The following is a 22,949-nucleotide window of genomic DNA, read 5'->3' as shown; positions in this document are numbered from 1 at the left end:
CGAAACAGCCGCATTCCGGCCACGAAGCAACGGGTTTTCGACCAGATATTAACATCGTGTTCACCGACTATTCACGCCTCGATGCTATCCTTCGCGCAATTCGGAAGGGACATCCGAAAATCGGGACAGGGACAGGGTAAATGAACTTCCTCACGCACCTCATCGGCTACGCCGCCGCCATCCGCGAATTCGTCGCGCCGACCTATCGGCCGGAGCGCTACTACATGCGCGGCCCCGGTCCGGCTTGCGCCCGTCGCGGCACGTCGCTGGGCGCGCACTGACCATGACGTTCGAGAGCCGCCACAACAGCCGCATCTGCAGGCCGGGAGCCACGACCCGCGCCACCACCTATCGTTCCGAGCGCCCGGCTCTGAGCGACAGGCGTCGTGCGACATCGCCACGTCTTTGATCCCGCCCCCGGCTGGCCTGGTGTCCCAGGACACGAGCAGCCGAGGACCGCGTGACCGACCTTCCTCGGTCCAGTCCGCCCCAATCACGTCTGGCCAAGCCCAGTCCTCCCGCTGAACCATCTTTCGATACCAGCCATCCGCTGATCGTCTTCGATGGCGTCTGCGTACTGCGCTCCGGCCTCGTGCGCATGGGGGTGAGGGAGGCACGCCAAGGCCCGGCTCAATCCGGCAGGGCCGCGATCGCGACAATTTCAATGACGATGTCGGCTTGAGCGAGCGCGGCAACGCCAATCACCTCCGAGGGCGGCGGGTTGTTGTAACTGCAGTGCTTCGGGCAATGCTCGGCAAAGAACGCGTCCAGAACGTCCAGGCGAAAATTGGGAGAGCTGAGAACGCCGCCGTCGGGAAACGGTCCTCTGACGAAGAAGGTCAGTTTGACGAGGTTTTCAAGCGCGGTGCCCAGCTCCTCCAGATCGGATTTGATGTTGCCCAGAACCTCGAGCCACTGCGCCGCCGCATCGCCGGCGAAACGGCCGCCCTGCTTGCCGGCTGGATCGTAGTCGGCGGCGGTCGCCGTGTTTCCGCAAAGGTAGACGAATCCCTTCGCGCCGCTGACGACGGTCCCCTTGCCCCACGGCATCAACCGGCCGCTTTTGAATTTCTTGCGGGTCACGAGTTCCATTGCTCATCTCCCATCTCTGGCGTGACGTGCCTGGATCACAAAGGATAGCGCGGCGAGGCATCATGGCCAGCGCCGCCGGCCGCTTGGCGAAACCTGGTCCTTGCGAAACCGCGTGACGAAGCCGAAAGTTTTTTCTTGGCGCCTGTCGAAATCGGTCGACGCCGCGCGACATACGTCTGGCCCCGCAAGGACGCGGCCTTCGAAACCACGGGAGAAGACCCATGCGATACATGCTGATGATCAACAATAACGAAGCCGCAATGGCGGCCATGCCGATCGAGAAGACCCAGCAGATGAGCGCGGCCTATGGCGCCTATACCGAAGCGTTGAAGAAATCCGGCGCGTGGCTGGCCGGCGAACGCCTGCGCCCGACCCAGGCGACCACCTCCGTGCGGATCGCCGACGGCAAGACCAATGTGATCGACGGCCCCTATGCCGACACCAAGGAGCAGCTTGCCGGCTTCTACATGATCGAGGCGGCCGATATCGACACCGCCATCGAATGGGCCGCGCGCTGTCCGGCGGCCAGCACCGGCACGGTCGAGTTGCGGCCGATCTGGGAAATGGCCGACTACATGCCCAAGCAATGACGACGTGCCAGGAAATGACCATGTGATGGACAGTCGCCCGGAGATCGCCCGGGCGGCCGCCGAGGCCGCCGCCCGGCAGAGCTACGGCAAGCTGGTCGCCTGGCTCGCGGCGCGCACGCGCGATGTGACCGCGGCCGAGGATGCGCTGGCGGACGCCTTTGCCGCCGCGCTCGAGCGCTGGCCGAAGTCAGGCGTGCCTGAAAAGCCGGAAGCCTGGCTGCTGGCCGTGGCGCGGCGGCGGCGGGTCGATGCGGTTCGCCGGCGGCTCACCCAGGAGGCGGCCCGCGATCATCTCAAGCTGATCGCCGAGGAGATGGAGGCGCGCATGACCGACGAAGAGCTGCCCGACGAACGGCTGCGGCTGATGTTTGCTTGCGCGCATCCTGCGATCGAGCCGGGCGTGCGGGCGCCGCTGATCCTGCAGACCGTGCTGGGCTTCGATGCCGCGACGATCGCTTCCGCCTTCCTGGTCTCGCCGGCAACGATGGGCCAGCGCCTGGTGCGCGCCAAGACGCGCATCCGCGAAACCGGCATTCCGTTCCGTGTGCCGGAGCGGGCCGAACTCGGCGAAAGGCTGGGCGCGGTGCTGGAAGCGATCTACGCCGCCTTCGCCGAAGGCTGGTCCGATCCGGTCGGCACCGAGACGCAGCGCCGCAACCTCGCCACCGAAGGCATCTGGCTCGGCCGCCTGGTGGTGACGCTGATGCCGCAAGAGCCGGAAGCGCTTGGCCTGCTGGCGCTCATGCTGTTTGCCGAGGCGCGCCGCACTGCCCGGCGCAGTGCCGAAGGCGACTTCGTGCCGCTGGCCGAACAGGACTGCGACCTGTGGGACCGCGCCCTCATCGACGAGGCGGAGGCGCTTCTGTCCCATGCCGCGATGAGCGGCGTCGTCGGCCGCTACCAGCTCGAGGCGGCCGTCCAGTCCGCCCACGCGGCGCGGCGGCTGACCGGCCGCACCGATTGGCCGGCGATACGCGCGCTTTACGACGCGCTGTTTTCGATCGTCGGATCGCCGGTGGTGGCGATCAACCGCGCGGTGGCGCTTGCCGAGACGGAGGGCGCCGTGGCGGGGCTGGCGGCGCTTTACGTGTTGGGCGACGACAAGCGGCTCAATGAGTATCAGCCCTATTGGGCGGCGCGGGCCGGTCTCCTGGCCAGGCTTGGCCAGGCGCCGCAGGCAACCGAGGCCTATGACAGGGCAATCGGTCTCGAACGCGACCCGGCGGTGCGCCGGTTCCTGCAAGGCAAAAGGGCGGCGCTGCGAAACTGATCTTCAGCCCGGCCACATCTCATGTGATGTATTGAGCGTCTTCAGCAGCGGATGGCCGCGCAGCCTGGCCCAGAGACGTTCAATATCAGGCCATGCCGCTCGCGCTGTGTCGATGTCGGGATGCCAGGCCACCAGCATGACGAGATAGATGTCGGCCAGCGACATCTGGTCACCAACCAGCCAGTCACGACCCTTCAGAGCGGCATCGAGGACGGCGAAGCCACGGTCCATCTCGGCGACTGCCGCCTGCTTGACGGCTTTCGTGCCGTCGGCGTCTGCCGTGTAGCGATGGGCGTAGTAGAACCGCAGCACCGCCGGGTAGAGCACCGACGACATGAAGGCCATCCAGCGCAGGAAATCGGCGCGGGCAGGCGCATCGACCGCCGGCGCCAGGCGGGCCTCGGGATGGCGCTCGGCGAGCAGGATGCAGATCGCCGCCGATTCGGTCATCGAGCTGCCGTCCGGCAAGGTCAGCACCGGCACCTGGTTCAGCGGGCTGATGTCGAGGAAGGCCGGATCGGGGCGGTCGGTCTTCGGCACATCGACCTGTTCGAACGGTGCGTTGGCGAGCGCCAGCGCCGCCTCGACGACGAAGCCGCCGCTGCCGGGACGGGTATAGAGCTTGTACATGAAATTCTCCCCTGATCCGCGCAAAGCGGACCGGGGCGATATGCACCGGAAGCAGGGTCCTGCTCAAGCCGGCTCACAGGCGCCACGGGAGGATTTTTCAACGGGCCAGCGAGATTGGGTCACGACGCTGCCCTTCGCTTCGTCATCCACGGGCGGAGCAAGGAGCGAAGCGACGCGGCGCAGACCCGAGGATCCATGCCGCGACTTCAAAGCGCCGCGACGATGCAAAATAGAGCTTCATCCTGAACCGCGGCACTCCTCGGCCGCGATCACGGCATGGATCCCAGGGTCTGCGCGCCGCTTCGCGTCGCTCCGCCCTTGGGATGACGAAGCTGTTAGGCCTAAGCCCCCAATCCCTCGAACAAGATCGTCGACAGGTAGCGTTCGGCGAAGTCGGGAATGACCACGACCAGGGTCTTGCCCCTGTTCTCCGGCCGCGAGCCGACGACGATTGCCGCCTGCAGCGCGGCACCCGACGAGATGCCGACCGGCACGCCTTCGAGGCGGGCGACGAGGCGGGCATTGGCGACCGAATCCTCGTTGGAAACCTTGACGATCTCGTCATAGATCGTGGTGTCGAGGATCTTTGGCGCGAAGCCGGCGCCGATACCCTGGATCTTGTGCGGGCCGGGCTGGCCGCCCGACAGCACCGGGGAGGCTTCCGGCTCGACGGCGACGACATGCAGCGAAGGCTTGAGCTTCTTCAGCACCTGGCCGACGCCGGTGATGGTGCCGCCGGTGCCGATGCCGGCGACGAAGATGTCGACCTCGCCCTGCGTGTCGTTCCAGATCTCCTGCGCCGTCGTCTTACGGTGGATTTCCGGGTTGGCCGGGTTTTCGAACTGCTGCGGGATGACGGCATTGGGGATCGTCGCGGCCAGTTCGTCCGCCTTGGCGATGGCGCCCTTCATGCCTTTCGGCCCTTCGGTCAGCACCAGTTCGGCGCCGAGCAGCGCCAGCATCTTACGGCGCTCGACCGACATCGTCTCGGGCATGGTCAGGATGAGCTTGTAGCCCTTGGCGGCGGCGGCGAAGGCAAGCGCGATGCCGGTATTGCCCGAGGTCGGTTCGATCAGCGTCGTCTTGCCGGCCGCAATCTTGCCGGCAGCCTCGAGCGCCTCGATCATCGCCACACCGATGCGGTCCTTGACCGAGGCGATCGGGTTGAAGAATTCGAGCTTGGCGACCAGATTGGCGACGACGCCCTTCTCCTTGGCGAACTTGTCGAGCCGGACCAGGGGCGTGTCGCCGATCGTGTCGGTGATGGAACTGTAGATGCGGCCGCGGCCGGGGACGCGGGCGGAGGTGACGGGCTTGTTCATTGGTTTCGCTCCCAGGATTTCAGGCAAGTGGCATTGCAGCCGGCAAGATAGGGCTTTCAGCCGCGCAACATAAGCTGTCGGCCGGAAATATCCGAGTGGGGCCTGTGTCTAAAACGCCCAAGTCCCGGAAAAGCATTTCGCGGGGAAGCCTGGCCCCGGAATGTTTTGGCTGAAAGGCTGCTACTGGCGGGCCGCGATCGCTGCCGCGGCGCCGACCATGAAGCCGGCGGCGGTGCGGTTCAGCAGCTTCAGCGCGCGCGGCGATTTCAGGAACCAGCGCGCCTTGGCGGCGAGCGCCAGGTAGGGAACCAGCACGACGAACAGCACGACCACCGTCAGCGCGGCGAGAATGCCGTAATCGGCCAGCGTGATCGTCTTCAGGTCGACGATGGTCGGGGTGATCGCCAGGTAGAAGATCATCGTCTTCGGATTGCCGAGCGTGACGGTGAGGCCGGCGACAAAACTCGACACCAGTCCGCCCTTGCCCTTCCTGGCTTCGACCGTTTCGGGCGTGATGCCGGCGGTCCAAAAGCGCCAGCCCAGAAACACCAGATAGGCAACGCCGGCCCATTTGATGGCGAGGAACACCATGCCGAAGGTCTGCGCGACGAAGGCGAGGCCGAGCACCACGGCGGTCAGGTAAATGAGGTCACCGAGCATCAGGCCAAAAGACATGGCCAGCGACGAGCGGAAGCCGGAACCGAGCGCCCGCGCGACAAGCGCGGTGACGCCGGGGCCAGGAATGGCGGCGGCGATGCCGAGTGCGGCACTGTAGGCGAGGAAGCCGGTGAGGGTCATGGCGAGTGGTCCTGGATCAGGCGGCCTTTTCGCACGGAACGGACCAGGATTGAATTCCCTGGCGGTCGGATTCTATTGCACCAGATACCGCGCCATCCGAGTAAAATCCCTCAGGAACGGCCGCCGTCATAGGTCACGCGCCAGATCGTGCCATTGCCGTCCTCGGTGACGATCAGCGCGCCGTCATGGGCCACCGCCACGCCCACGGGCCGGCCCCAGACCTCGCCGCTGGAAACGACGAAGCCGATCATGAAATCCTCATACTCGCCGGTCGGCTTGCCATCCTTGAACAGCAGGCGGACGACCTTGTAGCCGGTCCGGTTGCCGCGATTCCACGAACCGTGCAGGGCAACGAAGGCATCGCCCCTGTATTCCTTGGGAAAACCGCTGTCGGCGGGCAAATCCTTGCGGTCGTAGAAGGCGATGTTGAGCGGCGCCGAATGCGCCTGCATCAATACGTCGGGAGTGGTTGCCTTGCCGGCGAGGTCGGGCCGCGCGCCCTCGTGGCGCGGGTCCTCGTGGTTGCCGATATAGTACCAGGGCCAGCCATAGTACGCGCCGTCCTTGACCGAGGTGGCGTATTCGAACGGCACATTGTCGCCCAGCGCGTCGCGCTCGTTGACGACGCACCACAGCGCGCCGGTCGCCGGCTGGATGGTCATGCCAGAACAGTTGCGCAGGCCGGTGGCGACGATGCGGCCGTTCTTGCCATCCGGATCGAAGGCCTGCACGTCGGCGCGCCCCTCTTCGGAGCCCCAGGTTGCGCCCAGCGGCTGCGATTTCACCCATGCTTCAAGGCCGCCATCGGGCGCCTTGCCCATGTCCTCGGCGACGTTCGAGCCGGAGCCGACCGACAGATAGAGCGTGTTGCCGTCAGGCGAAAAGACGATGTCGCGGGTCCAGTGATGGTTCGCGGGAATGTTGGCGACGATGATTTCGGGTTCGCCGGATGCCTTCAGGTCGCCACCGCGGTAGGCGAAGCGCACGATGCTGTCGCTGTTGGCGACATAGACCCATTGCGGGTCGTCCCCCGGCGGATAGAAGGCAATGCCATAGGGCTGGTTGAGATTGCCGGCGAAAATGCCATGCTCGGCGGGCTTGGCGCTGTCCTTGGCCAGGCGATAGACGCGGACCTGGTTGGCTTCGCTGTCGGCGACGAACAGGTCGCCATTGGGTGCGACGCGCACGGCGCGCGGATTGTCGATGCCGGATGCGATCAGCTCGGCCGAAAAACCCGGCGGCAATTGCGGCTTCGCGCCCGCCGGCATGTCGGCAAGCCCGGCGCTGTTCGATACCGACTTGGTGACATAGGGCTTCGGCAGGTCTTCCGGCTTGATCAGTCGGCGCACGCCCGGTTTGTCGGCACGCCAGTCGCCGAAGGCCGCCGCGCCCTTCAGCACCGGCTGGTCCGCCTGCTGTGCGAACGCCGCGCTTGTGAGGAACAGGGCGGGGATCACCAGTCCGGCCAATCGGATCATCTTGTCCTCCATCTGGTCGCGAAGGAAACCAACGGCCGGCTTGTCTCCGGGTTCCGCTCGCTCGACCTGACGAGGAAGCGAAAATCCGGTCTTACGTGCCGGCAGCGTAAAAATCGTCGTCGAGGCGTTTTTCCAGCGCGACCAGATCGGCCGGCAGCGGCAGGCCCATGGCGCGCATTTCCCGCAATTTCTCGCGCAGTTGTTCCTGGATTTCGTGCTGGTCTTCCGGCTGGTTGACCATCTCCTCGAGCAGCAGGCTGATCCGGGCCTTGAGTTCTTCGAGCGCCATTCTTTTCTCCTTGCTGCCCGTCTCTTCCCGTTCGGGGCCCTACCTTAGCATGCGTGAAATCAGCTGCGCCGTATAATCGACCATCGGCACGATGCGGGCGTAGTTCAACCGGGTCGGCCCGATGACGCCGAGCGCGCCGACGACGCGGGCATCCTTGTCGCGATAGGGCGCGACCACCAGCGACGAGCCCGACAGCGAAAACAACTTGTTTTCCGAACCGATGAAGATGCGCACGCCCGATCCCTGCTCGGCGAGGTCAAGCAGCTGGATCAGCCCGTCCTGCGTCTCCATGTCCTCGAACAGATGCCGCAGCAATTCGATGTCGGCCTGGGCGGTGACGTTTTCGAGCAGGTTGGCGCGGCCGCGCACGATGAGCCGTGCCGGCAGGCCGCTTTCCGCACCCGCCCACACCGCCAGCCCCTTCTCGACGAGGTCCTGCGACAGCGTGTCGAGGGCGGCTCTCGTCTCTTCCTTGATGCGGGCGATCTCGGTGCGCGCCTCGGCCAGCGTGCGGCCGCGAATATGGGCGTTGAGGAAATTCGAGGCTTCGTGCAGCTGCGAGACGGTGATGCCCGCCGGCAGCTCGACGACACGGTTCTCGACGTCGCCATTTTGCGACACCAGCACGGCGAGCGCCTTGGTCGGCTCCAGCTGGATGAATTCGATATGCTTCAGCGCCACCTCGTTCTTGGCGGCCAGCACCAGGCCGGCGCCGCGCGACATGCCCGACAGCATCTGGCTGGCCTCGGTCAGCATGTGCTCCAGCGTCGCGCCCGAGCCGGAGGCCCGCACCTGCGCCTCGATGGTGCGGCGCTCCTCGTCGGAGAGGTCGCCAAGTTCCATGAAGGCATCGACGAAGAAGCGCAGGCCCGCCTGCGTCGGCAGCCGGCCGGCCGAGATATGCGGCGCGTAGATCAGCCCGAGATGCTCGAGGTCGCTCATCACATTGCGAATGGTGGCCGGCGACAGCGAGGAGGGCAGGATGCGCGACAGGCTGCGCGAACCCACGGGCTCGCCGTCCCTGAGATAGGAATCGACGATGCGCCGGAAGATGTCGCGAGAGCGCATGTCGAGTGATTGAAGTGCAAGCGGCTGCGAACCCGGATCGATTGCCTTGGTCATTCGGCCAAAAACCTCCTTGTTCAGGATATAGACTTCGGCACGGTGGGCGCAACCCGGTCTCTGTATCGGGTCGCCCGGTCCGTTTTCCTTTGCGCGCTGCCCCCCATCCGTCTAAAAGCCGGCCACGATTCCGAAAAATGACTGGGAAAGAAGCCTGAATGCGCCCCTCCAAACGCCAATTCGACGAAATGCGCGCCATCTCCTTCGAGCGTGGCGTCTCCAAGCACGCCGAAGGCTCGTGCCTGGTGAAGTTCGGCGACACCCATGTCCTGTGCACGGCGAGCCTCGAGGAGAAGGTGCCGGGCTGGATGCGCAATTCCGGCAAGGGTTGGGTGACGGCCGAATATGGCATGCTGCCGCGCTCGACCGGCGAGCGCATGCGCCGCGAGGCCTCGGCCGGCAAGCAGGGCGGCCGCACGCTGGAAATCCAGCGCCTGATCGGCCGGTCCTTGCGCGCCGTCGTCGATCTGCAGGCGCTGGGCGAACAGCAGATCACCGTCGATTGCGACGTCATCCAGGCCGATGGCGGCACCCGCACCGCCTCGATCACCGGCGGTTGGGTGGCGCTGTATGACTGCCTGCGCTGGATGGAAGCCCGGCAGATGGCGAGCGTCGCCAAGGTGCTGAAGGACCATGTCGCGGCGATTTCCTGCGGCATCCATGACGGCCAGCCGGTCATCGACCTCGATTATCTCGAGGATTCCGCGGCCGGCACCGACGCCAATTTCGTCATGACCGGCAAGGGCGGCATCGTCGAGATCCAGGGCACAGCCGAGGGCGAGCCCTTCTCGGAGGACCAGTTCGGCGAGTTGATGGGCCTGGCCAAGAAAGGCATCCAGCGCCTGGTCAGCCTGCAGCAGATGGCGGTGGCATAAGCCATCGATTTTCTGGTGACCCCCTCCGCCATCCTTGAATCAGCCCTCTACGTCACCGATCTGGCGGCGGCGGAGAAATTCTATGTCGGCGTGCTCGGCCTCGACCTGCTCGGCAAGGTCGACGGCAGGCATCTTTTCTTTCGCTGCGGGCCGGGCGTGCTGCTCATCTTCAACGCCGAGGCGACCAGAATACCGCCGGCGCCGGATGCCCGGCTGCCCGTGCCGCCGCACGGCGCGGTCGGCGAAGGTCATCTCTGCTTTGCGGCCAGCGCGGATGAAATCGTGGCTTGGAAAGCGCATTTAGGGGCAAAAAGAATCGCCATCGAAAGCGAATTCGAATGGCCGCAAGGGGGCCGTTCGCTCTATATACGCGACCCCTCGGGCAATTCGATCGAGTTCGCCGAGCCGAGAATCTGGGGTCTTTGATGCATACACTTGATGGCAAGAAGATCGTCGTCGCCAGCCACAATGCCGGCAAGCTGCGCGAATTCGCCGATTTGATGGGGCCGTTCGGCTTCGAGGCGAAGTCGGCCAAGGACTATGGCCTGCCTGAACCGGATGAAACCGGCACCACTTTCGAGGAAAACGCCTACATCAAGGCGCTGGCCGCGGCGAAGGCGACCGGCTTGCCGGCGCTGTCGGACGATTCCGGCCTGTGCGTCGACGCGCTCGACGGCGCGCCCGGCGTCTACACCGCCAACTGGGCCGAAACCCCTGACGGCAGCAGGGATTTCGCCATGGCCATGCAGCGCACCGAAGTGGCGCTGCAGGAAGTCGGCGCGGCCTCGGCCGAACAGCGCAAGGGCCGCTTCGTCGCCGTCATTTGTCTCGCCTTCCCCGACGGCGAGGCCGAATATTATCGCGGCGAGGCCGAAGGCACGCTGGTCTGGCCGCCGCGTGGCGAGCTTGGCTTCGGTTACGATCCGGTATTCTTGCCCAATGGTTTCGACAAGACGTTCGGCGAGATGAGCGCCGAGGAAAAGCACGGCTGGAAACCCGGCCAGGCTGCGGCGCTCTCACATCGCGCCCGTGCTTTCCAGAAATTCGCCCAAGCACGGTTGGATCTGCCGAGATTGGGCTCGGCATGACTGGACCCGGCATGACCATGCCGCTCGACCGCAGCCCCGGCTTCGGCGTCTACATCCATTGGCCGTTCTGCGCGGCCAAATGCCCCTATTGCGACTTCAACAGCCATGTCCGCCACCAGCCGGTGGACCAGGAGCGCTTTGCCGCCGCCTTCGAGGCGGAACTGGCGACGATGCGTGAGCGCACCGGGCCGCGCGAGGTGACCAGCATCTTTCTCGGCGGCGGCACGCCCTCGCTGATGAAGCCGGAAACCGTGGCCAGGGTTCTGGACGCCGTGGCCAAGAACTGGACGGTGCCGGACGGCATCGAAGTGACGCTGGAGGCCAACCCGTCCTCGGTCGAGGCCGAACGCTTTCGCGGCTATCGCGCGGCCGGCGTCAACCGCGTCTCGCTCGGCGTACAGGCGCTGAACGACAAGGATTTGCGTTTCCTCGGCCGGCTGCACAATGTCGACGAGGCGCTGCACGCCATCGGCCTCGCGCGGGAAATCTTTCCGCGCCTGTCTTTCGACCTGATCTACGCCCGGCCCGGCCAGACGCCGGAAGCCTGGGCAGCCGAGCTCGAACAGGCGATCGGCCACGCCGCCGACCATCTCTCGCTCTACCAGCTGACCATCGAGGAAGGTACGCCCTTCCACGCTTTGCACGCGGCAAAGAAATTCGCCATTCCCGACAATGACCACGCCGCCGACCTCTATGCGCTGACGCAGGAGATTACGTCCGCGCATGGCCTGCCGGCCTATGAGATTTCCAACCACGCCAGGCCGGGCGCGGAAAGCCGGCACAATCTGACCTACTGGCGCTATGGCGAATATGTCGGCGTCGGCCCCGGCGCGCATGGCCGCTTCGTCGAGAACGGCCGCCGCACGGTGACGATCGCCGAGCGGATGCCGGAGACCTGGGCCAACCTCGTCGAGGCCAAGGGCCATGGCGTCACCGGCGGCGAGATCCTGACGCGCTCGGAAGAGGCCGACGAGTTCCTGCTGATGGGGCTGAGGCTGGCCGAGGGCATCGACCTCTCGCGCTACGAGGCGTTTTCCGGCCGCGGCCTGTCGAGCGCACGGCTGTCGGTACTGCAGGGCGAGGGGCTGGTAGCGCCGATCGGCAATGCCCGTCTGCGCGCCACGCCGGCCGGGATGATCGTTCTCGACGCCGTGGTCGCGGATCTGGCGCGCTAAGCATGATCCCGAAAAGTGGAAGCCGGTTTTCGGTCAAGATCATGCTTGAGCAAAAGTCTTGAAAAACGTCCTCTTCGTCTGCAGTCAGAACCGCTTGCGCAGCCCGACCGCCGAGCAGGTGTTTTCAACGCGCCGGGATATCGAAGTTGCGTCGGCCGGCACCAATCATGATGCCGACACGCCGCTGACTCATGAGCTCGTCGCCTGGGCCGACATCATCTTCGTCATGGAAAAGGTGCACCGCACCAAACTGCATAAGAAATTCAAGACCAGCCTGAAGAAGGCCCGGGTCATCTGCCTCGATATACCGGACAACTATGAATTCATGGATCTGGAGCTGATTGACCTTCTGAAGGCGCGCGTTTCACGCTATCTGGGGTGACCCAGACGAAGGCAGAACGGTCTCGGCCAGTCGCGGCGGTCAGGCGTCGTGCTTGAAACGGCGCTTGCCGCGATCCTTCTCGGCATGCGCCTCGCCGTTCCGGGCCGGTTTGGCGTCGGCCTTTTCGCGGCGAACGCTGTGCTGGTCGTTCATCGGGTGCGGGGGCACGCCTTCCCTGGCGCTTTTCGTTTCAAGACGGGTGATGAAGATATCGAAGCGATTGGGCATCGTCCGGTCAGTGCTCCGTCGTGCTATCGGGTTGGTTGTCGGAAAGCCTGACATTCGTCGGCAGGGCGGTTGTCGCCCGCTCGATCAGGCTGGTGTCGGTCTTGGCAGGCAGGCGCTTGTCCCTGGCGGCGGCAACGCGCTTGCGGCCGGCATAGTAAGGCTCGAAAGCGTCCTGTATCTTCAGGCTGTCCATCCTGTCCTCCCTTTAGGAATCAGGGGCTAAATCTGCCAATGCCGGTTTGGTTCCCTACTGTGGCGAAGGCATGGCGATCACCTTACATCGGCATGACCTTTTGCAAGGCCGCGCCAGCCATGCCAAACAAGATTTGGCAGGCCAAACAGGGCGGAACGGAGACGGCATCAGTGACCGAAGAGACGGGAAGACGCAGCTATGTGGTCGGGCAGACCGAAATCCCCGCCCGTCCGCTCGAGCCGGCGCTCTACCTTGTGGCGACGCCGATCGGTAATCTCGCCGACATCACGCTGCGCGCGCTGGAGACGCTGGCCGCCGCCGACGTCGTCGCCTGCGAGGACACCAGGGTGTCGCGCGTGCTGCTTGACCGCTACGGCATCCGCCGCCGCACCACGGCCTATCATGAGCACAATGCCGGCGAGGCCGGGCCGAAGCTGATCGCGGCGCTTCAAGGCGGCCAGAGCGTGGCGCTGATTTCCGACGCCGGCACGCCGCTGGTCTCCGATCCCGGCTACCGGCTGGTCGGGGAAGCGATCGACCACGGCATTCGCGTCGTGCCGATTCCCGGTCCGTCGGCCCCGCTTGCGGCTTTGACCGCGTCCGGCCTGCCGTCCGACGCCTTCCTGTTCGCCGGATTTTTGCCGGTCAAATCAGGGCAGCGGCTGACGCGGCTGGAGGCGCTGAAGGCGGTACCGGCGACGCTGATCTTCTTTGAATCGCCGCGCCGGCTGGCCGAATCGCTCGGCGCCATGGTCGAGGCGCTCGGCGGCGAGCGCAAAGCCGCCATCGGTCGCGAACTGACCAAGACCTTCGAGGAAATGCGCACCGGCACGCTACGGGCGCTGGTCGACCATTATGCGGCGGCCGACACGCCGAAGGGCGAGATCGTCGTCTGCGTCGGCCCGGCCGAGGCCAAGGCGGACGAGCCCGCAGACATTGACCGGTTGCTTTTGTCGCTCGCTGCCGAAATGCCGGCCTCCAAGGCAGCGGCCGAGGCCGCGAAAATGACCGGTGGCCAGAAGCAGGCGCTGTATCGCCGACTGTTGGAACTCAGGGACGCCTCAGGAGAAAGCGACGGTGGCTGAGCGCCCGAGCGCCAGCCGCCAGAAAGCCTATCGGCGCGGCCATCGCGGCGAGTGGCTGGCAGCCGCCGCACTGATGCTGAAGGGCTACCGGATTCTGGCGCGCCGCCATCGCACCCGCTTCGGCGAGATCGACCTGATCGCGCGGCGTGGCGACCTGGTGCTGTTCGTCGAGGTCAAGGCGCGGCGCACGCTGATGGAAGCCATGGAAGCGATCGGCCGTGAATCGGAGCGCCGCATTGAAGCGGCGGCCGACATCTGGCTGTCGCGGCAGGCGGATTATGGCAGGCTGTCGATGCGCTTCGACATGGTCGCCGTGCTGCCCTGGCGCTGGCCGGTGCATGTCGAAAATGCGTTCTATGGACGGAATTAGGGGGACCTCAGAGAGGCATTGCTCGCCCTTCGCCAGCTCAGGGCGTTCGTCGTTCGGAAAGCCAAGCAATTGGCTTTCCGTCCGCTTCGCGGATCACTCCTCACCCCCAGATCATCAACGCCACCAGGCCGACGATGCCCACCACCAGCCGCCACCAGCCGAACAGCGAGTAGCCGTTGCGCGAGACGTAATCGAGCAGGTAGCGCACCACGACCAGCGCCGCGACGAAGGCGGCGACGAAGCCGATGGCGATGATCGGCAGGTCGGCCGAGGTCAGCACATTACGGTTCTTGAACAGGTCGAAGGCGAAGGCGCCGACCATGGTCGGGATCGCCAGGAAGAAGGAAAATTCCGCCGCCGCCCGCTTGTCGACGCCCAGAAGCAGCGCGCCGACGATGGTCGAGCCCGAGCGCGACGTGCCGGGGATCAGCGACAGGCACTGGAACAGGCCGATCTGCAGGTAAAGCCTGGTCGGGAAGCGCTCAACGTCGCGGTAGACCGGCTTCAGGTTCATGCGGTCGACCGCCAGCAGCACGACACCGCCGATGATCAGCATGATGCAGATCAGCCTCGGCGATTCGAACAGCACCGTCTTGATGAAATCATGCGCCAGCGCGCCGATGATGGCCGCCGGCAGGAAGGCGATCAGGATGCCGATGACGAAATGCCGCGTCAGCCGGTCGTGCGGCAGGTCGAGCAGCATCTGCCACAGGCGGCGGAAATAGACGCTCAGGATCGCCAGGATGGCGCCGAGCTGGATCAGGATCTCGAAGGCCTTGCCGGTCGAGTTGAAGCCGAGGAAATGGCCGGCAAGCAGGATATGGCCAGTCGAGGACACCGGTATGAACTCCGTCAACCCCTCCAGCAGGCCGAGCAGCAGGGCTTCGACGATGGTCTGGCTTTCCATGGCTACCTCGGCTTTGCGCGACGGCTAACAGAACGGCTTGCTTGTCATGGCGTTGAACTCCCCCTATAGGTCGCAACACCTGACGGCCCGCTAACCGGGCGGCCAAGACTTACCGGTGCGACCGGCGATTCGCCAGTGCGCTTTATCATCGCGGAACCATGCTGACGCTTTTCCATCATCCCATGTTCGCCACCTGCCGCTTCGTCCGCCTTGCTTTCGGCGAGTATGGCGAGGAGCTGGCGCTGATCGAGGAAAAGCCGTGGACGCGGCGCAAGGAGTTTCTGGCGCTGAACCCGGCCGGCACGCTGCCGATCCTGCTCGCCGAAGGCGACGTGCCGATCGTCGGCGCGACGGTGATCTCGGAATATCTCGACGAGACCCGCGGTGTGCTCAAGCGCGACAAGCGGCTGTTCGCCGAGGACCCGATGCAGCGCGCCGAAATCCGCCGGCTGATCGACTGGTATCTCAACAAGGCCGAAAGCGAAGTCACCCGCCATCTGGTGCGCGAACGCGTGCTGAAGCCGATCATGCCGGAAACGGCGGGCGGCGGCTCGCCCGATTCGGGCGCGATCCGTGCGGCGCGCGCCAACATCCGCCAGCATATGAAATACACCAACTGGCTGGCCGGCACCCGCCATTGGCTGGCCGGCGGCAGGGTCACCTATGCCGATCTGGCCGCCGCCGCGACGCTGTCGGTGCTCGACTATCTCGGCGAGATCGACTGGCGCGAACACGCCGCGGCGCGCGAATGGTATACGCGGGTGAAGTCGCGGCCCTCCTTCCGGCCACTCTTGACCGACCGCGTGCGCGGTCTGTCGCCGGTGTCGCATTATGCGGACCTCGACTTCTGACGCCGCAAAACTGCGCGCGCTGATCGACGCGGAGGCGCAGCGCGCCGGCTTCGATGCCATTGCCGTCGCCACCCCTGATGCGATCCCGCTGGCGCCGGCGCGGCTCGCCGAATTCGTCGCCGACGGCTTTCACGGCTCGATGGACTGGATCGCCGAGACGATTGCAAGGCGGAGCGAACCTTCCACGCTTTGGCCTGAAGTGCGCTCGATCGTCGTGCTGGCGATGAATTACGGCCCCGACCACGACCCGCGTGCGCTGCAGGCCAGGCGCGACCGGGGCGCCATCTCGGTCTATGCGCAAAACCGCGACTATCACGATGTGATAAAAGGCCGGCTGAAGGAAATCGCCGGCAAGATCGTCGCGCGCGCCGGCGGCGACGTGAAGGTGTTCGTCGACACCGCGCCGGTGATGGAAAAGCCGTTGGCCCAAGCCGCCGGGCTTGGCTGGCAGGGAAAACACACCAATCTGGTCAGCCGCGAACATGGTTCGTGGCTGTTCCTCGGCACTATCTTCACCACGGTTGAGCTCGCGCCCGACCGGGCCGAGATCGATCATTGCGGCTCCTGCCGCGCCTGTCTCGATGCCTGCCCGACCGATGCCTTTCCCGCGCCCTACCGGCTCGATGCGCGGCGCTGCATTTCCTACCTCACCATCGAGAACAAGGGTCCGATCCCGCACGAATTCCGCGAAAAGATCGGCAACCGCATCTATGGCTGCGACGATTGCCTGGCCGCCTGCCCCTGGAACAAGTTCGCCCGCGCGGCATCGGAAGCAAAACTTGCCGCACGCGACGATCTGCGCAAGCCGCCGCTCGCCGACCTGCTCGAACTGGACGACGCGGCCTTCCGCGCCTTCTTCTCAAGTTCGCCGATCAAGCGCATCGGCCGCGATCGTTTCATCCGCAACGTGCTGATCGCCGCCGGCAATTCCGGTGATGCCGCGCTGGCCGTCCCTGTGCGTGCGCTGCTCGGCGATCCCTCGCCGCTGGTGCGGGGCGCGGCAATATGGGCGCTGGCGCGGCTGGTGCCTGACGCCGAATATGCCAAATGGGCCGCGACCGGTCTGAAAACCGAGAACGATGCGGCGGTGCGCGAGGAATGGCGCCTGGCGCCGCCAGACGGGGCGCATGCATGAGCGAGAAGCAGATATTCATCTTCGGCGCCGGTTATTCCGGCAAAGCCTTTGCCCGCGCCAACAGGGATGCCGCCGTGATCCTTGGCACGACGCGGTCCGATGAAAAATTCGACGCGCTGCGCCAGGCCGGCATCGCGCCGCTGCTGTTCGATGGCGCGTTGACCGGCGAAATCGGCGAGGCGCTGGCGAAAACGACGCATCTGGTGATTTCGGTCGCCCCGGAAGAGGCCGGCGACCCAGTCTTGAATGCCGCCCGGGAGGCAATCACGGGGATGCCGGCGCTCGAATGGATCGGCTATCTCTCGACCGTCGGCGTCTATGGCGACTATGGCGGCGCCTGGGTCGATGAAACGGCCGCATGCCGGCCGGTGTCGAAGCGCTCCGTCATGCGGGTTGAGGCTGAGCAGGCGTGGCTGAAGCTCGGCGCGGAAATCGGCAAGCCGGTGGCGATCCTGCGCCTGTCCGGCATCTATGGTCCTGGCCGCAATGCGCTGGTCAATCTGGAAAACGGCACCGCGCGGCGGCTGGTCAAGCCGGACCAGGTGTTCAACCGCATCCATTGCGACGATATTGCCGGGGCGTTGTGGCGGCTTGTCGAAGGCAACACTGGGGGCATCTTCAACGTCACCGATGATGAGCCGGCGCCGCCGCAGGATGTCGTTGCCTATGCCGCGTCGCTGATGGGCGTCGAGCCGCCGCCCGAAATTCCTTTCGACACCGCCCAACTTTCGCCCATGGCGCGGTCCTTCTATGGCGAGAACAAGCGTGTCGCCAATGCGGCGATCAAGGCGGCGGGCTATTCCCTGCGCTTTCCGGACTACCGCGCCGCCTTCGACCATATGTGGGCAAGCGGCGACTGGCGCGACGGCGAAGCGCGCAGCCCGATGAAACGCTGACGATCGAAGCATACTGCGCGGCGTGCTATGATTCGGCCTGGGATTGCGGTGGGGATCCGGTTTCATGAAGACAGCGATGCGGCTTGGCAAGAAATCACTGCTGGCAGCGGTGCTCGGTTTGCTTGGCCTCGCCATCCAGCCGGCGGCGGCCGAGGAACGGGCCAAGGACCTGTTCGGCGCCGAAAAACTGCCGGCCGCGACCGCCGCGCAATCCTTCGGCTTCTATTCCAAGGGCTGCTTCGCCGGCGGTGTCGCCATCCCCATGGACGGCCCGACCTGGCAGGTCATGCGGCCCTCGCGCAACCGCCGCTGGGGCCACCCGGCGATGATCGCGCTGATCGAGAAACTGTCGCGCGACGCCGCCGCCGACGGCTGGCCGGGCCTTCTGATCGGCGACATTTCGCAGCCGCGCGGCGGCCCGATGATGACAGGCCATGCCTCGCACCAGATCGGGCTCGATGCCGACATCTGGCTGACGCCGATGCCTGACCGCGCCATGACCAGGGCGCAGCGCGATTCGATGAGCGCCACCTTGATGGTCGACGAGAAGACCCATCTGGTGAAGGACGCGCTGTGGACGCCCCAGCACACGGCGCTCTTGAAGCGGGCGGCGAGCTACCCCGAGGTGGAACGCATCCTGGTCAATCCCGGCATCAAGAAAAAGCTCTGCGACACCGTCAAGGGCGACCGTAGCTGGCTGCGCAAGATCCGGCCGTTCTGGGGCCACGACTATCATTTCCACATGCGCATCGGCTGCCAGCCGGGCTCGCCCGACTGCAAGGCGCAGGAGGCGACGCCGGATGATGACGGCTGCGGCAAGCCGCTGGCCTGGTGGTTCACCGAAGAACCGTGGCGGCCCAACAAGAACCCGGATGCGCCGAAGGCCCGCGACGTGATGACGATGGCCAACCTGCCGAAGGAATGCCGCGCCGTGCTCGACGCGCCGGGGCCGGTGTCAGCCGAGGCGGCGACCTTTCATGGCGGCGCCGTGCCGGTCGCGGCCGCGGCACCCGAACCGGAGGCGCCGTCCCAGCCCGCCACCCCGGCCAGCGATAGCGGCGATTTGCCGAGCGCGGCAAATGCATTCGCCGCGACCCCCAGAATGGGCGCGCCGGTGCCAAGGCCACGACCGCCCGCGAACTGATTGCCTCCGCGCCACCGGTCGGCTCAATCGGTTTAGCCAGCCGTTTTCGGGAAATAGTGGCCGTTTGGCCGCAGAACCCCTCTCTGCGCACCGACGGGTTCGAAAACCGTTTCCCTTTTCAAACTCATGCGCTAGTCAACGGAGGAACGGCGACACGCCGTCAGGGGGCGCCGGGGACGGACGAGAGCATGCCAAGCGTAAGCGATACCGACACGTCGTTGCGGTTTCCGATCCTGATCGGCGACATTGGCGGCACCAATGCGCGCTTTTCGATCGTGCTTGACGCCAATTCCGAACCGACCGAGCCGCAGATCGTCCAGACCGCAAATTTCAACACGATCGACGAGGCGATTCAGGCGGCGGTGCTCGACCGCTCGTCGGTCCGCCCCAATTCGGCGGTGCTGGCGGTGGCCGGTCCGGTCGACGGCGACGAGATCGAACTCACCAATTGCCCGTGGGTCGTCAAGCCGAAGCAGATGTTCGCCAATGTCGGCTTGAGCGACATCGTCGTGCTCAACGATTTCGAGGCGCAGGCGCTGGCCGTCGTGGCGCTCGGCGAAGAGCATATGGAAAAGATCGGCGGCGGCACGCCGGAGCCCAATGCCGGCCGCGTCGTGCTCGGGCCCGGAACCGGGCTCGGTGTCGCCGGGCTGGTCCATGCGCTGCACCACTGGATCCCGGTGCCCGGCGAGGGCGGCCATATGGACATCGGTCCGCGCACGCCGCGCGATTTCGAGGTTTTCCCGCATATCGAGAAGCTCGAGGGCCGCATTTCCGGCGAACAGATCCTGTGCGGGCGCGGCCTCGTCAACGTCTACCGGGCTGTCGCCAAGGCGGACGGCAAGCCGGCGCCTTTCACCACGCCGGCCGAGATCACCGGCGCGGCGCTGGCCAAGACCGATCCGGTGGCGCAGGAAGCGCTGGAGACCTTCGTCACCTGCCTTGGGCGCACCGCCGGCGATCTTGCCCTGGTGTTCATGAGCCGTGGCGGCGTGTTCTTGACCGGCGGCATCGCCCAAAAAATCGTGCCGGCGCTGAAGGAGGGCAATTTCCGCGCCGCCTTCGAGGACAAGGCACCGCACAGCGCGCTGATGCGCACCATGCCCGTCTATGTCATCACCCATCCGCTGGCGGCCCTTCTCGGCCTTGCCGCCTATGCCAGGAACCCGTCGCTGTTCGGCGTCCAGACGGCCGGCCGGCGCTGGCAGGCCTGAACCCTCGGCGCGAAGCGTCGGGGCGCCCGCGACGAAGTTAATCAGCCGCGGGCATAGGCAAGCCGGCCGCATGGCGCTAAGAGGAGTGCCGAATTGCAGCCCGGTCCCAGGCGAAAAACCCACGAAGCTCCCGATTTGACACTTCAAGCTCCAAACAAGCAGAAAGCCAGCGTTGGCGAAGTCAACGCCGTGCTGCGCCGCATCCTCTCCGAAAACGGCCGCGATCATCGCTGGTCCTATGTCGTCGCCATCACCTGCATGCTGCTGGTATCGGGCACGACGGCCTTCACGGCCTGGATCATGAGCCCGATCGTCAACCAGATCTTCTACGAACGGCGCGGCGACCTGGTGGTGTGGATTTGCGCCGGCATCATGGCGGCCTTCCTGGTGCGCGGTTTCGCCGGCTACGGCCAGGCGGTGGCGCTGGCCACGATCGGCAACAATCTGGTGGCGCGCTATCAGAAACGCATCTTCGACCATCTGATGAAGCTCGGCGTCGGCTTCTTCAACGATACGCGCTCCGGCCGGCTGGCGGCGCAGGTCAACGAGAATGTCGGCGGCATCCGCGACCTCTTGTCGATCACGCTGACATCCATCACCCGCGACGCGGTGACACTGGTCGGCCTTGTCGGCATCATGATCTACCAGGATCCGGTTCTATCGCTGAGTTCGCTGCTGATCGGACCGCCGCTGATCTGGGCGGTCGTCTACCTGACGCGTCGCGTGCGGCGTATCACGCGGGAATCCGTGCTGATCAATTCCCGGCTCATCGGCGCCGTCCAGGAAGCCACGCAAGGCATCGCCATCGTCAAGGCCTTCACCATGGAGGACCAGCTGGCGAGCCGCATCGGCGCCTTGGCCGACACGGCCGAACAGCGCTCGAACAAGATCGCCCGCGTTTCGGAGCGGTTGGCGCCGATTTCCGACATGCTGGCCGGCCTCGCCGTCACCTCCGTCATCGCCTATTCCGGCTACCGGGCACTCGTTCTCGGCCAGCCGCCGGGCGCGGTGTTCTCCTTCATCACCGCGCTGATCCTGGCCTACGATCCGGCCCGGCGCCTGGCGCGCATGCAGGTCGGCATGGAGCGCGCGCTGGTCAATGCCCGCATGATCTACGAACTGCTCGACCTCAAGCCGCAGCAGGGCGACGCGCCGGATGCCGTCGAGGCACACTTCACGTCGGGTGAAGTGCGCTTCAACAACGTGTCCTTCCGCTATGTCGAGGAGACACCGGTGCTGCAGGAGCTGAGCTTCGTCGCAGCCGCCGGCAAGATGACCGCCATCGTCGGGGCCTCGGGCGCCGGCAAGACGACGCTGGTGGCGCTGCTGCAGCGTTTCTACGACGTCGAGTCCGGCACCATCGAGGTCGATGGCCAGGACATTTCCAAGGTCACCAAACAGTCGCTGCGCGGCTCGATCGCCTATGTCTCGCAGTCGCCCTATCTGTTCGAAGGCACGATTCGCGACAACATCCGCTACGGCCGTATCTCGGCCACCGACGCCGAGATCGAGCGCGCGGCAAGCCAAGCGGCGGCCGACGAGTTCATCCGCCAGCAGCCGCAAGGCTACGACACGCCGGTCGGCGAGAACGGCGCGACGCTGTCCGGCGGCCAGCGCCAGCGCGTCTCGATCGCCCGCGCCATCGTGCGCCAGGCGCCGATCCTGCTGCTCGACGAGGCGACCTCGGCGCTCGACAACGAGGCGGAGGCGCGTGTCCAGGAAGCGCTGACCCATGTCATGGAAGGACGCACCACCATCGTCATCGCCCACCGCCTGTCGACGGTGGTCAATGCCGACCACATCGTCGTCATGGAACAGGGCCGGGTGGTCGAGGAAGGCACGCATGCCGAGCTGATGGCCGACCAGCACAGTGTCTATGCACGGTTCCACCGGGTGCAGGGCAAGAAGGGTCTGGGGCTTGTCGATGACAGCAAGCCGATCCAAACTCCGGTCCGGGCCACGCGTGCGAAAAAGACGGCGGTGAGGAGCACATGAGCGAAGCAGGCGATATGGGCCTTGTGGTGGTGGGGGCAGCCGGCCGCATGGGCCAGACGCTGATCCGCGCCATCCACACCATTCCGGGCGCCCGCGTCATCGGCGCGGTCGAGCGCGCGGATTCGCCCCATCTCGGCAAGGATGCCGGTGAGCTCGCGGGCATAGGCATCATCAACGTGCCGATATCAGACGATCCGCTGCCGGTCTTCGCCAAGGCCGACGGCGTGCTGGACTTCACCACGCCGGCCTCGTCCGTCGAATTCGCCGGCTACGCGGCGCAGGCGCGCATCGCCCATGTCATCGGCACCACCGGCTGCTCAGCCGACGACAATGCCAGGATCGCGGCCGCGGCGCGCCACGCGATGATCGTCAAATCAGGCAATATGAGCCTCGGCGTCAATCTGCTGGCGGTGCTGGTCGAACAGGCGGCACGCGCGCTCGACGCTGACGATTTCGACATCGAGATTTTGGAGATGCACCACAAGCACAAGGTCGACGCGCCGTCGGGCACGGCACTGCTGCTCGGCGAAGCCGCCGCCGCCGGGCGCGGCATTGCGCTCGCCGGCAACGATGTGCGTTCACGCGACGGCCATACGGGTGTGCGAAAAACCGGGTCGATCGGTTTCGCCACGCTGCGCGGCGGCTCGGTGGTCGGCGATCACAGCGTCATCCTGGCCGGCACCGGCGAGCGCATCACGCTGTCCCACCATGCCGAGGACCGCGCCATCTTCGCGCGCGGCGCCGTCAAGGCGGCGCTGTGGGCCCGTGGCAAGAAGCCTGGACTGTATTCGATGCGGGACGTGCTCGGCCTGAGCTGAAG

General features: G+C 65.6%; 27 protein-coding genes. 17 read left to right on the top strand and 10 right to left on the bottom strand.

What is annotated here, in order from left to right; translation table 11 throughout:
- The first annotated feature begins 140 nt into the window (after window positions 1–140).
- Window positions 141–281 carry a hypothetical protein gene (locus tag D3242_RS22095; RefSeq protein ID WP_013892047.1) on the top strand — a complete coding sequence of 47 codons (141 nt, stop codon included), beginning with the start codon at window positions 141–143 and terminating at the stop codon, window positions 279–281.
- A 349-nt stretch (window positions 282–630) separates the two neighbouring features.
- On the opposite strand, the gene D3242_RS22085 is transcribed toward D3242_RS22095, so the two are convergent.
- The gene (locus D3242_RS22085; protein WP_064985376.1) at window positions 631–1,092 is read right to left on the bottom strand and encodes a RidA family protein; all 462 of its coding nucleotides are present in this window, start codon (window positions 1,090–1,092) and stop codon (window positions 631–633) included.
- 221 nt (window positions 1,093–1,313) lie between these two features.
- Between D3242_RS22085 and D3242_RS22080 the strand changes: the two genes are divergently transcribed.
- Together D3242_RS22080 and D3242_RS22075 are read left to right on the top strand one after the other, a co-directional pair.
- Complete coding sequence (locus D3242_RS22080; RefSeq protein ID WP_019862269.1) at window positions 1,314–1,682, top strand: YciI family protein; 369 nt, start codon at window positions 1,314–1,316, stop codon at window positions 1,680–1,682.
- Window positions 1,683–1,707: 25 nt separating this feature from the next.
- Window positions 1,708–2,952 (top strand): RNA polymerase sigma factor, encoded by a 1,245-nt coding sequence (locus D3242_RS22075; RefSeq protein WP_064985369.1) that lies wholly within the window; start codon window positions 1,708–1,710, stop codon window positions 2,950–2,952.
- A gap of 3 nt (window positions 2,953–2,955) precedes the next feature.
- Here D3242_RS22075 and D3242_RS22070 read toward each other — a convergent pair whose 3' ends face one another.
- From D3242_RS22070 to hrcA, 6 genes are all read right to left on the bottom strand, one after another.
- Window positions 2,956–3,582: a glutathione S-transferase family protein gene (locus D3242_RS22070; RefSeq protein WP_064985367.1), complete on the bottom strand. Its 627-nt coding sequence runs from the start codon at window positions 3,580–3,582 to the stop codon at window positions 2,956–2,958.
- Between the two features lie 341 nt (window positions 3,583–3,923).
- A complete protein-coding gene (gene cysK / locus D3242_RS22065; protein WP_019862274.1) occupies window positions 3,924–4,904 on the bottom strand; it encodes a cysteine synthase A in 981 nt (326 codons plus the stop codon).
- Between the two features lie 180 nt (window positions 4,905–5,084).
- Window positions 5,085–5,702 (bottom strand): LysE family translocator, encoded by a 618-nt coding sequence (locus D3242_RS22060; protein ID WP_019862275.1) that lies wholly within the window; start codon window positions 5,700–5,702, stop codon window positions 5,085–5,087.
- Window positions 5,703–5,812: 110 nt separating this feature from the next.
- Complete coding sequence (locus tag D3242_RS22055; protein WP_027047580.1) at window positions 5,813–7,180, bottom strand: PQQ-dependent sugar dehydrogenase; 1,368 nt, start codon at window positions 7,178–7,180, stop codon at window positions 5,813–5,815.
- A 91-nt stretch (window positions 7,181–7,271) separates the two neighbouring features.
- Window positions 7,272–7,469 carry a hypothetical protein gene (locus D3242_RS22050; RefSeq protein WP_010912574.1) on the bottom strand — a complete coding sequence of 66 codons (198 nt, stop codon included), beginning with the start codon at window positions 7,467–7,469 and terminating at the stop codon, window positions 7,272–7,274.
- Window positions 7,470–7,508: 39 nt separating this feature from the next.
- Window positions 7,509–8,591, bottom strand: coding sequence for a heat-inducible transcriptional repressor HrcA (hrcA, locus tag D3242_RS22045; protein WP_010912575.1), 1,083 nt, complete (start codon window positions 8,589–8,591; stop codon window positions 7,509–7,511).
- Window positions 8,592–8,749: 158 nt separating this feature from the next.
- Between hrcA and rph the strand changes: the two genes are divergently transcribed.
- Genes rph through D3242_RS22020 form a run of 5 tightly spaced genes read left to right on the top strand, consistent with a single transcriptional unit; the run spans window position 8,750 to window position 12,111 of the window.
- A complete protein-coding gene (rph, locus tag D3242_RS22040) occupies window positions 8,750–9,466 on the top strand; it encodes a ribonuclease PH (protein WP_019862277.1) in 717 nt (238 codons plus the stop codon).
- 15 nt (window positions 9,467–9,481) lie between these two features.
- Window positions 9,482–9,892: a VOC family protein gene (locus D3242_RS22035; RefSeq protein WP_064985365.1), complete on the top strand. Its 411-nt coding sequence runs from the start codon at window positions 9,482–9,484 to the stop codon at window positions 9,890–9,892.
- Window positions 9,892–10,554 (top strand): RdgB/HAM1 family non-canonical purine NTP pyrophosphatase, encoded by a 663-nt coding sequence (rdgB, locus tag D3242_RS22030; protein ID WP_064985363.1) that lies wholly within the window; start codon window positions 9,892–9,894, stop codon window positions 10,552–10,554. The genes D3242_RS22035 and rdgB overlap by 1 nt, the downstream gene beginning before the upstream one ends.
- Window positions 10,551–11,729 (top strand): radical SAM family heme chaperone HemW, encoded by a 1,179-nt coding sequence (hemW, locus tag D3242_RS22025; RefSeq protein ID WP_038650954.1) that lies wholly within the window; start codon window positions 10,551–10,553, stop codon window positions 11,727–11,729. Before rdgB ends, hemW begins: the two co-directional genes overlap by 4 nt.
- Before the next feature lie 58 nt (window positions 11,730–11,787).
- Entirely contained in the window at window positions 11,788–12,111 is a 324-nt protein-coding gene (locus tag D3242_RS22020) for a low molecular weight protein tyrosine phosphatase family protein (protein WP_064985361.1), read from the top strand.
- Window positions 12,112–12,150: 39 nt separating this feature from the next.
- Here the strand turns inward: D3242_RS22020 and D3242_RS22015 are convergent, their stop codons facing one another.
- Window positions 12,151–12,339 (bottom strand): hypothetical protein, encoded by a 189-nt coding sequence (locus D3242_RS22015; protein ID WP_038650961.1) that lies wholly within the window; start codon window positions 12,337–12,339, stop codon window positions 12,151–12,153.
- 7 nt (window positions 12,340–12,346) lie between these two features.
- Window positions 12,347–12,532 carry a hypothetical protein gene (locus D3242_RS22010; RefSeq protein WP_019862283.1) on the bottom strand — a complete coding sequence of 62 codons (186 nt, stop codon included), beginning with the start codon at window positions 12,530–12,532 and terminating at the stop codon, window positions 12,347–12,349.
- A gap of 119 nt (window positions 12,533–12,651) precedes the next feature.
- On the opposite strand from D3242_RS22010, the gene rsmI reads away from it, so the two are divergent.
- Window positions 12,652–13,617, top strand: coding sequence for a 16S rRNA (cytidine(1402)-2'-O)-methyltransferase (gene rsmI / locus D3242_RS22005; protein ID WP_081296191.1), 966 nt, complete (start codon window positions 12,652–12,654; stop codon window positions 13,615–13,617).
- The gene (locus D3242_RS22000; protein ID WP_019862285.1) at window positions 13,610–13,987 is read left to right on the top strand and encodes a YraN family protein; all 378 of its coding nucleotides are present in this window, start codon (window positions 13,610–13,612) and stop codon (window positions 13,985–13,987) included. The genes rsmI and D3242_RS22000 overlap by 8 nt, the downstream gene beginning before the upstream one ends.
- A 100-nt stretch (window positions 13,988–14,087) precedes the next feature.
- Here D3242_RS22000 and D3242_RS21995 read toward each other — a convergent pair whose 3' ends face one another.
- A complete protein-coding gene (locus D3242_RS21995; protein ID WP_038650965.1) occupies window positions 14,088–14,894 on the bottom strand; it encodes an undecaprenyl-diphosphate phosphatase in 807 nt (268 codons plus the stop codon).
- Between the two features lie 158 nt (window positions 14,895–15,052).
- On the opposite strand from D3242_RS21995, the gene D3242_RS21990 reads away from it, so the two are divergent.
- The 7 genes from D3242_RS21990 (at window position 15,053) to dapB (ending at window position 22,947) form a co-directional block, all read left to right on the top strand.
- Entirely contained in the window at window positions 15,053–15,745 is a 693-nt protein-coding gene (locus D3242_RS21990) for a glutathione S-transferase family protein (protein WP_010912586.1), read from the top strand.
- On the top strand, window positions 15,726–16,880 hold the full coding sequence (gene queG / locus D3242_RS21985) for a tRNA epoxyqueuosine(34) reductase QueG (RefSeq protein ID WP_038650968.1): 1,155 nt from the start codon (window positions 15,726–15,728) through the stop codon (window positions 16,878–16,880). Before D3242_RS21990 ends, queG begins: the two co-directional genes overlap by 20 nt.
- Complete coding sequence (locus D3242_RS21980) at window positions 16,877–17,776, top strand: SDR family oxidoreductase (RefSeq protein ID WP_064985360.1); 900 nt, start codon at window positions 16,877–16,879, stop codon at window positions 17,774–17,776. Before queG ends, D3242_RS21980 begins: the two co-directional genes overlap by 4 nt.
- Before the next feature lie 64 nt (window positions 17,777–17,840).
- Window positions 17,841–18,920 (top strand): penicillin-insensitive murein endopeptidase, encoded by a 1,080-nt coding sequence (mepA, locus tag D3242_RS21975; RefSeq protein WP_064985358.1) that lies wholly within the window; start codon window positions 17,841–17,843, stop codon window positions 18,918–18,920.
- 188 nt (window positions 18,921–19,108) lie between these two features.
- Entirely contained in the window at window positions 19,109–20,134 is a 1,026-nt protein-coding gene (locus D3242_RS21970) for a glucokinase (RefSeq protein WP_019862291.1), read from the top strand.
- 135 nt (window positions 20,135–20,269) lie between these two features.
- Window positions 20,270–22,129, top strand: coding sequence for an ABC transporter ATP-binding protein (locus tag D3242_RS21965; RefSeq protein ID WP_080643847.1), 1,860 nt, complete (start codon window positions 20,270–20,272; stop codon window positions 22,127–22,129).
- On the top strand, window positions 22,126–22,947 hold the full coding sequence (gene dapB, locus D3242_RS21960) for a 4-hydroxy-tetrahydrodipicolinate reductase (RefSeq protein ID WP_064985356.1): 822 nt from the start codon (window positions 22,126–22,128) through the stop codon (window positions 22,945–22,947). Before D3242_RS21965 ends, dapB begins: the two co-directional genes overlap by 4 nt.
- Window positions 22,948–22,949 lie beyond the last annotated feature (2 nt).

Origin of the sequence: Mesorhizobium jarvisii (assembly GCF_003601985.1) — a bacterium.
Lineage (GTDB): Bacteria > Pseudomonadota > Alphaproteobacteria > Rhizobiales > Rhizobiaceae > Mesorhizobium > Mesorhizobium jarvisii.
This window is presented reverse-complemented; position numbering and strand designations above follow the sequence as displayed.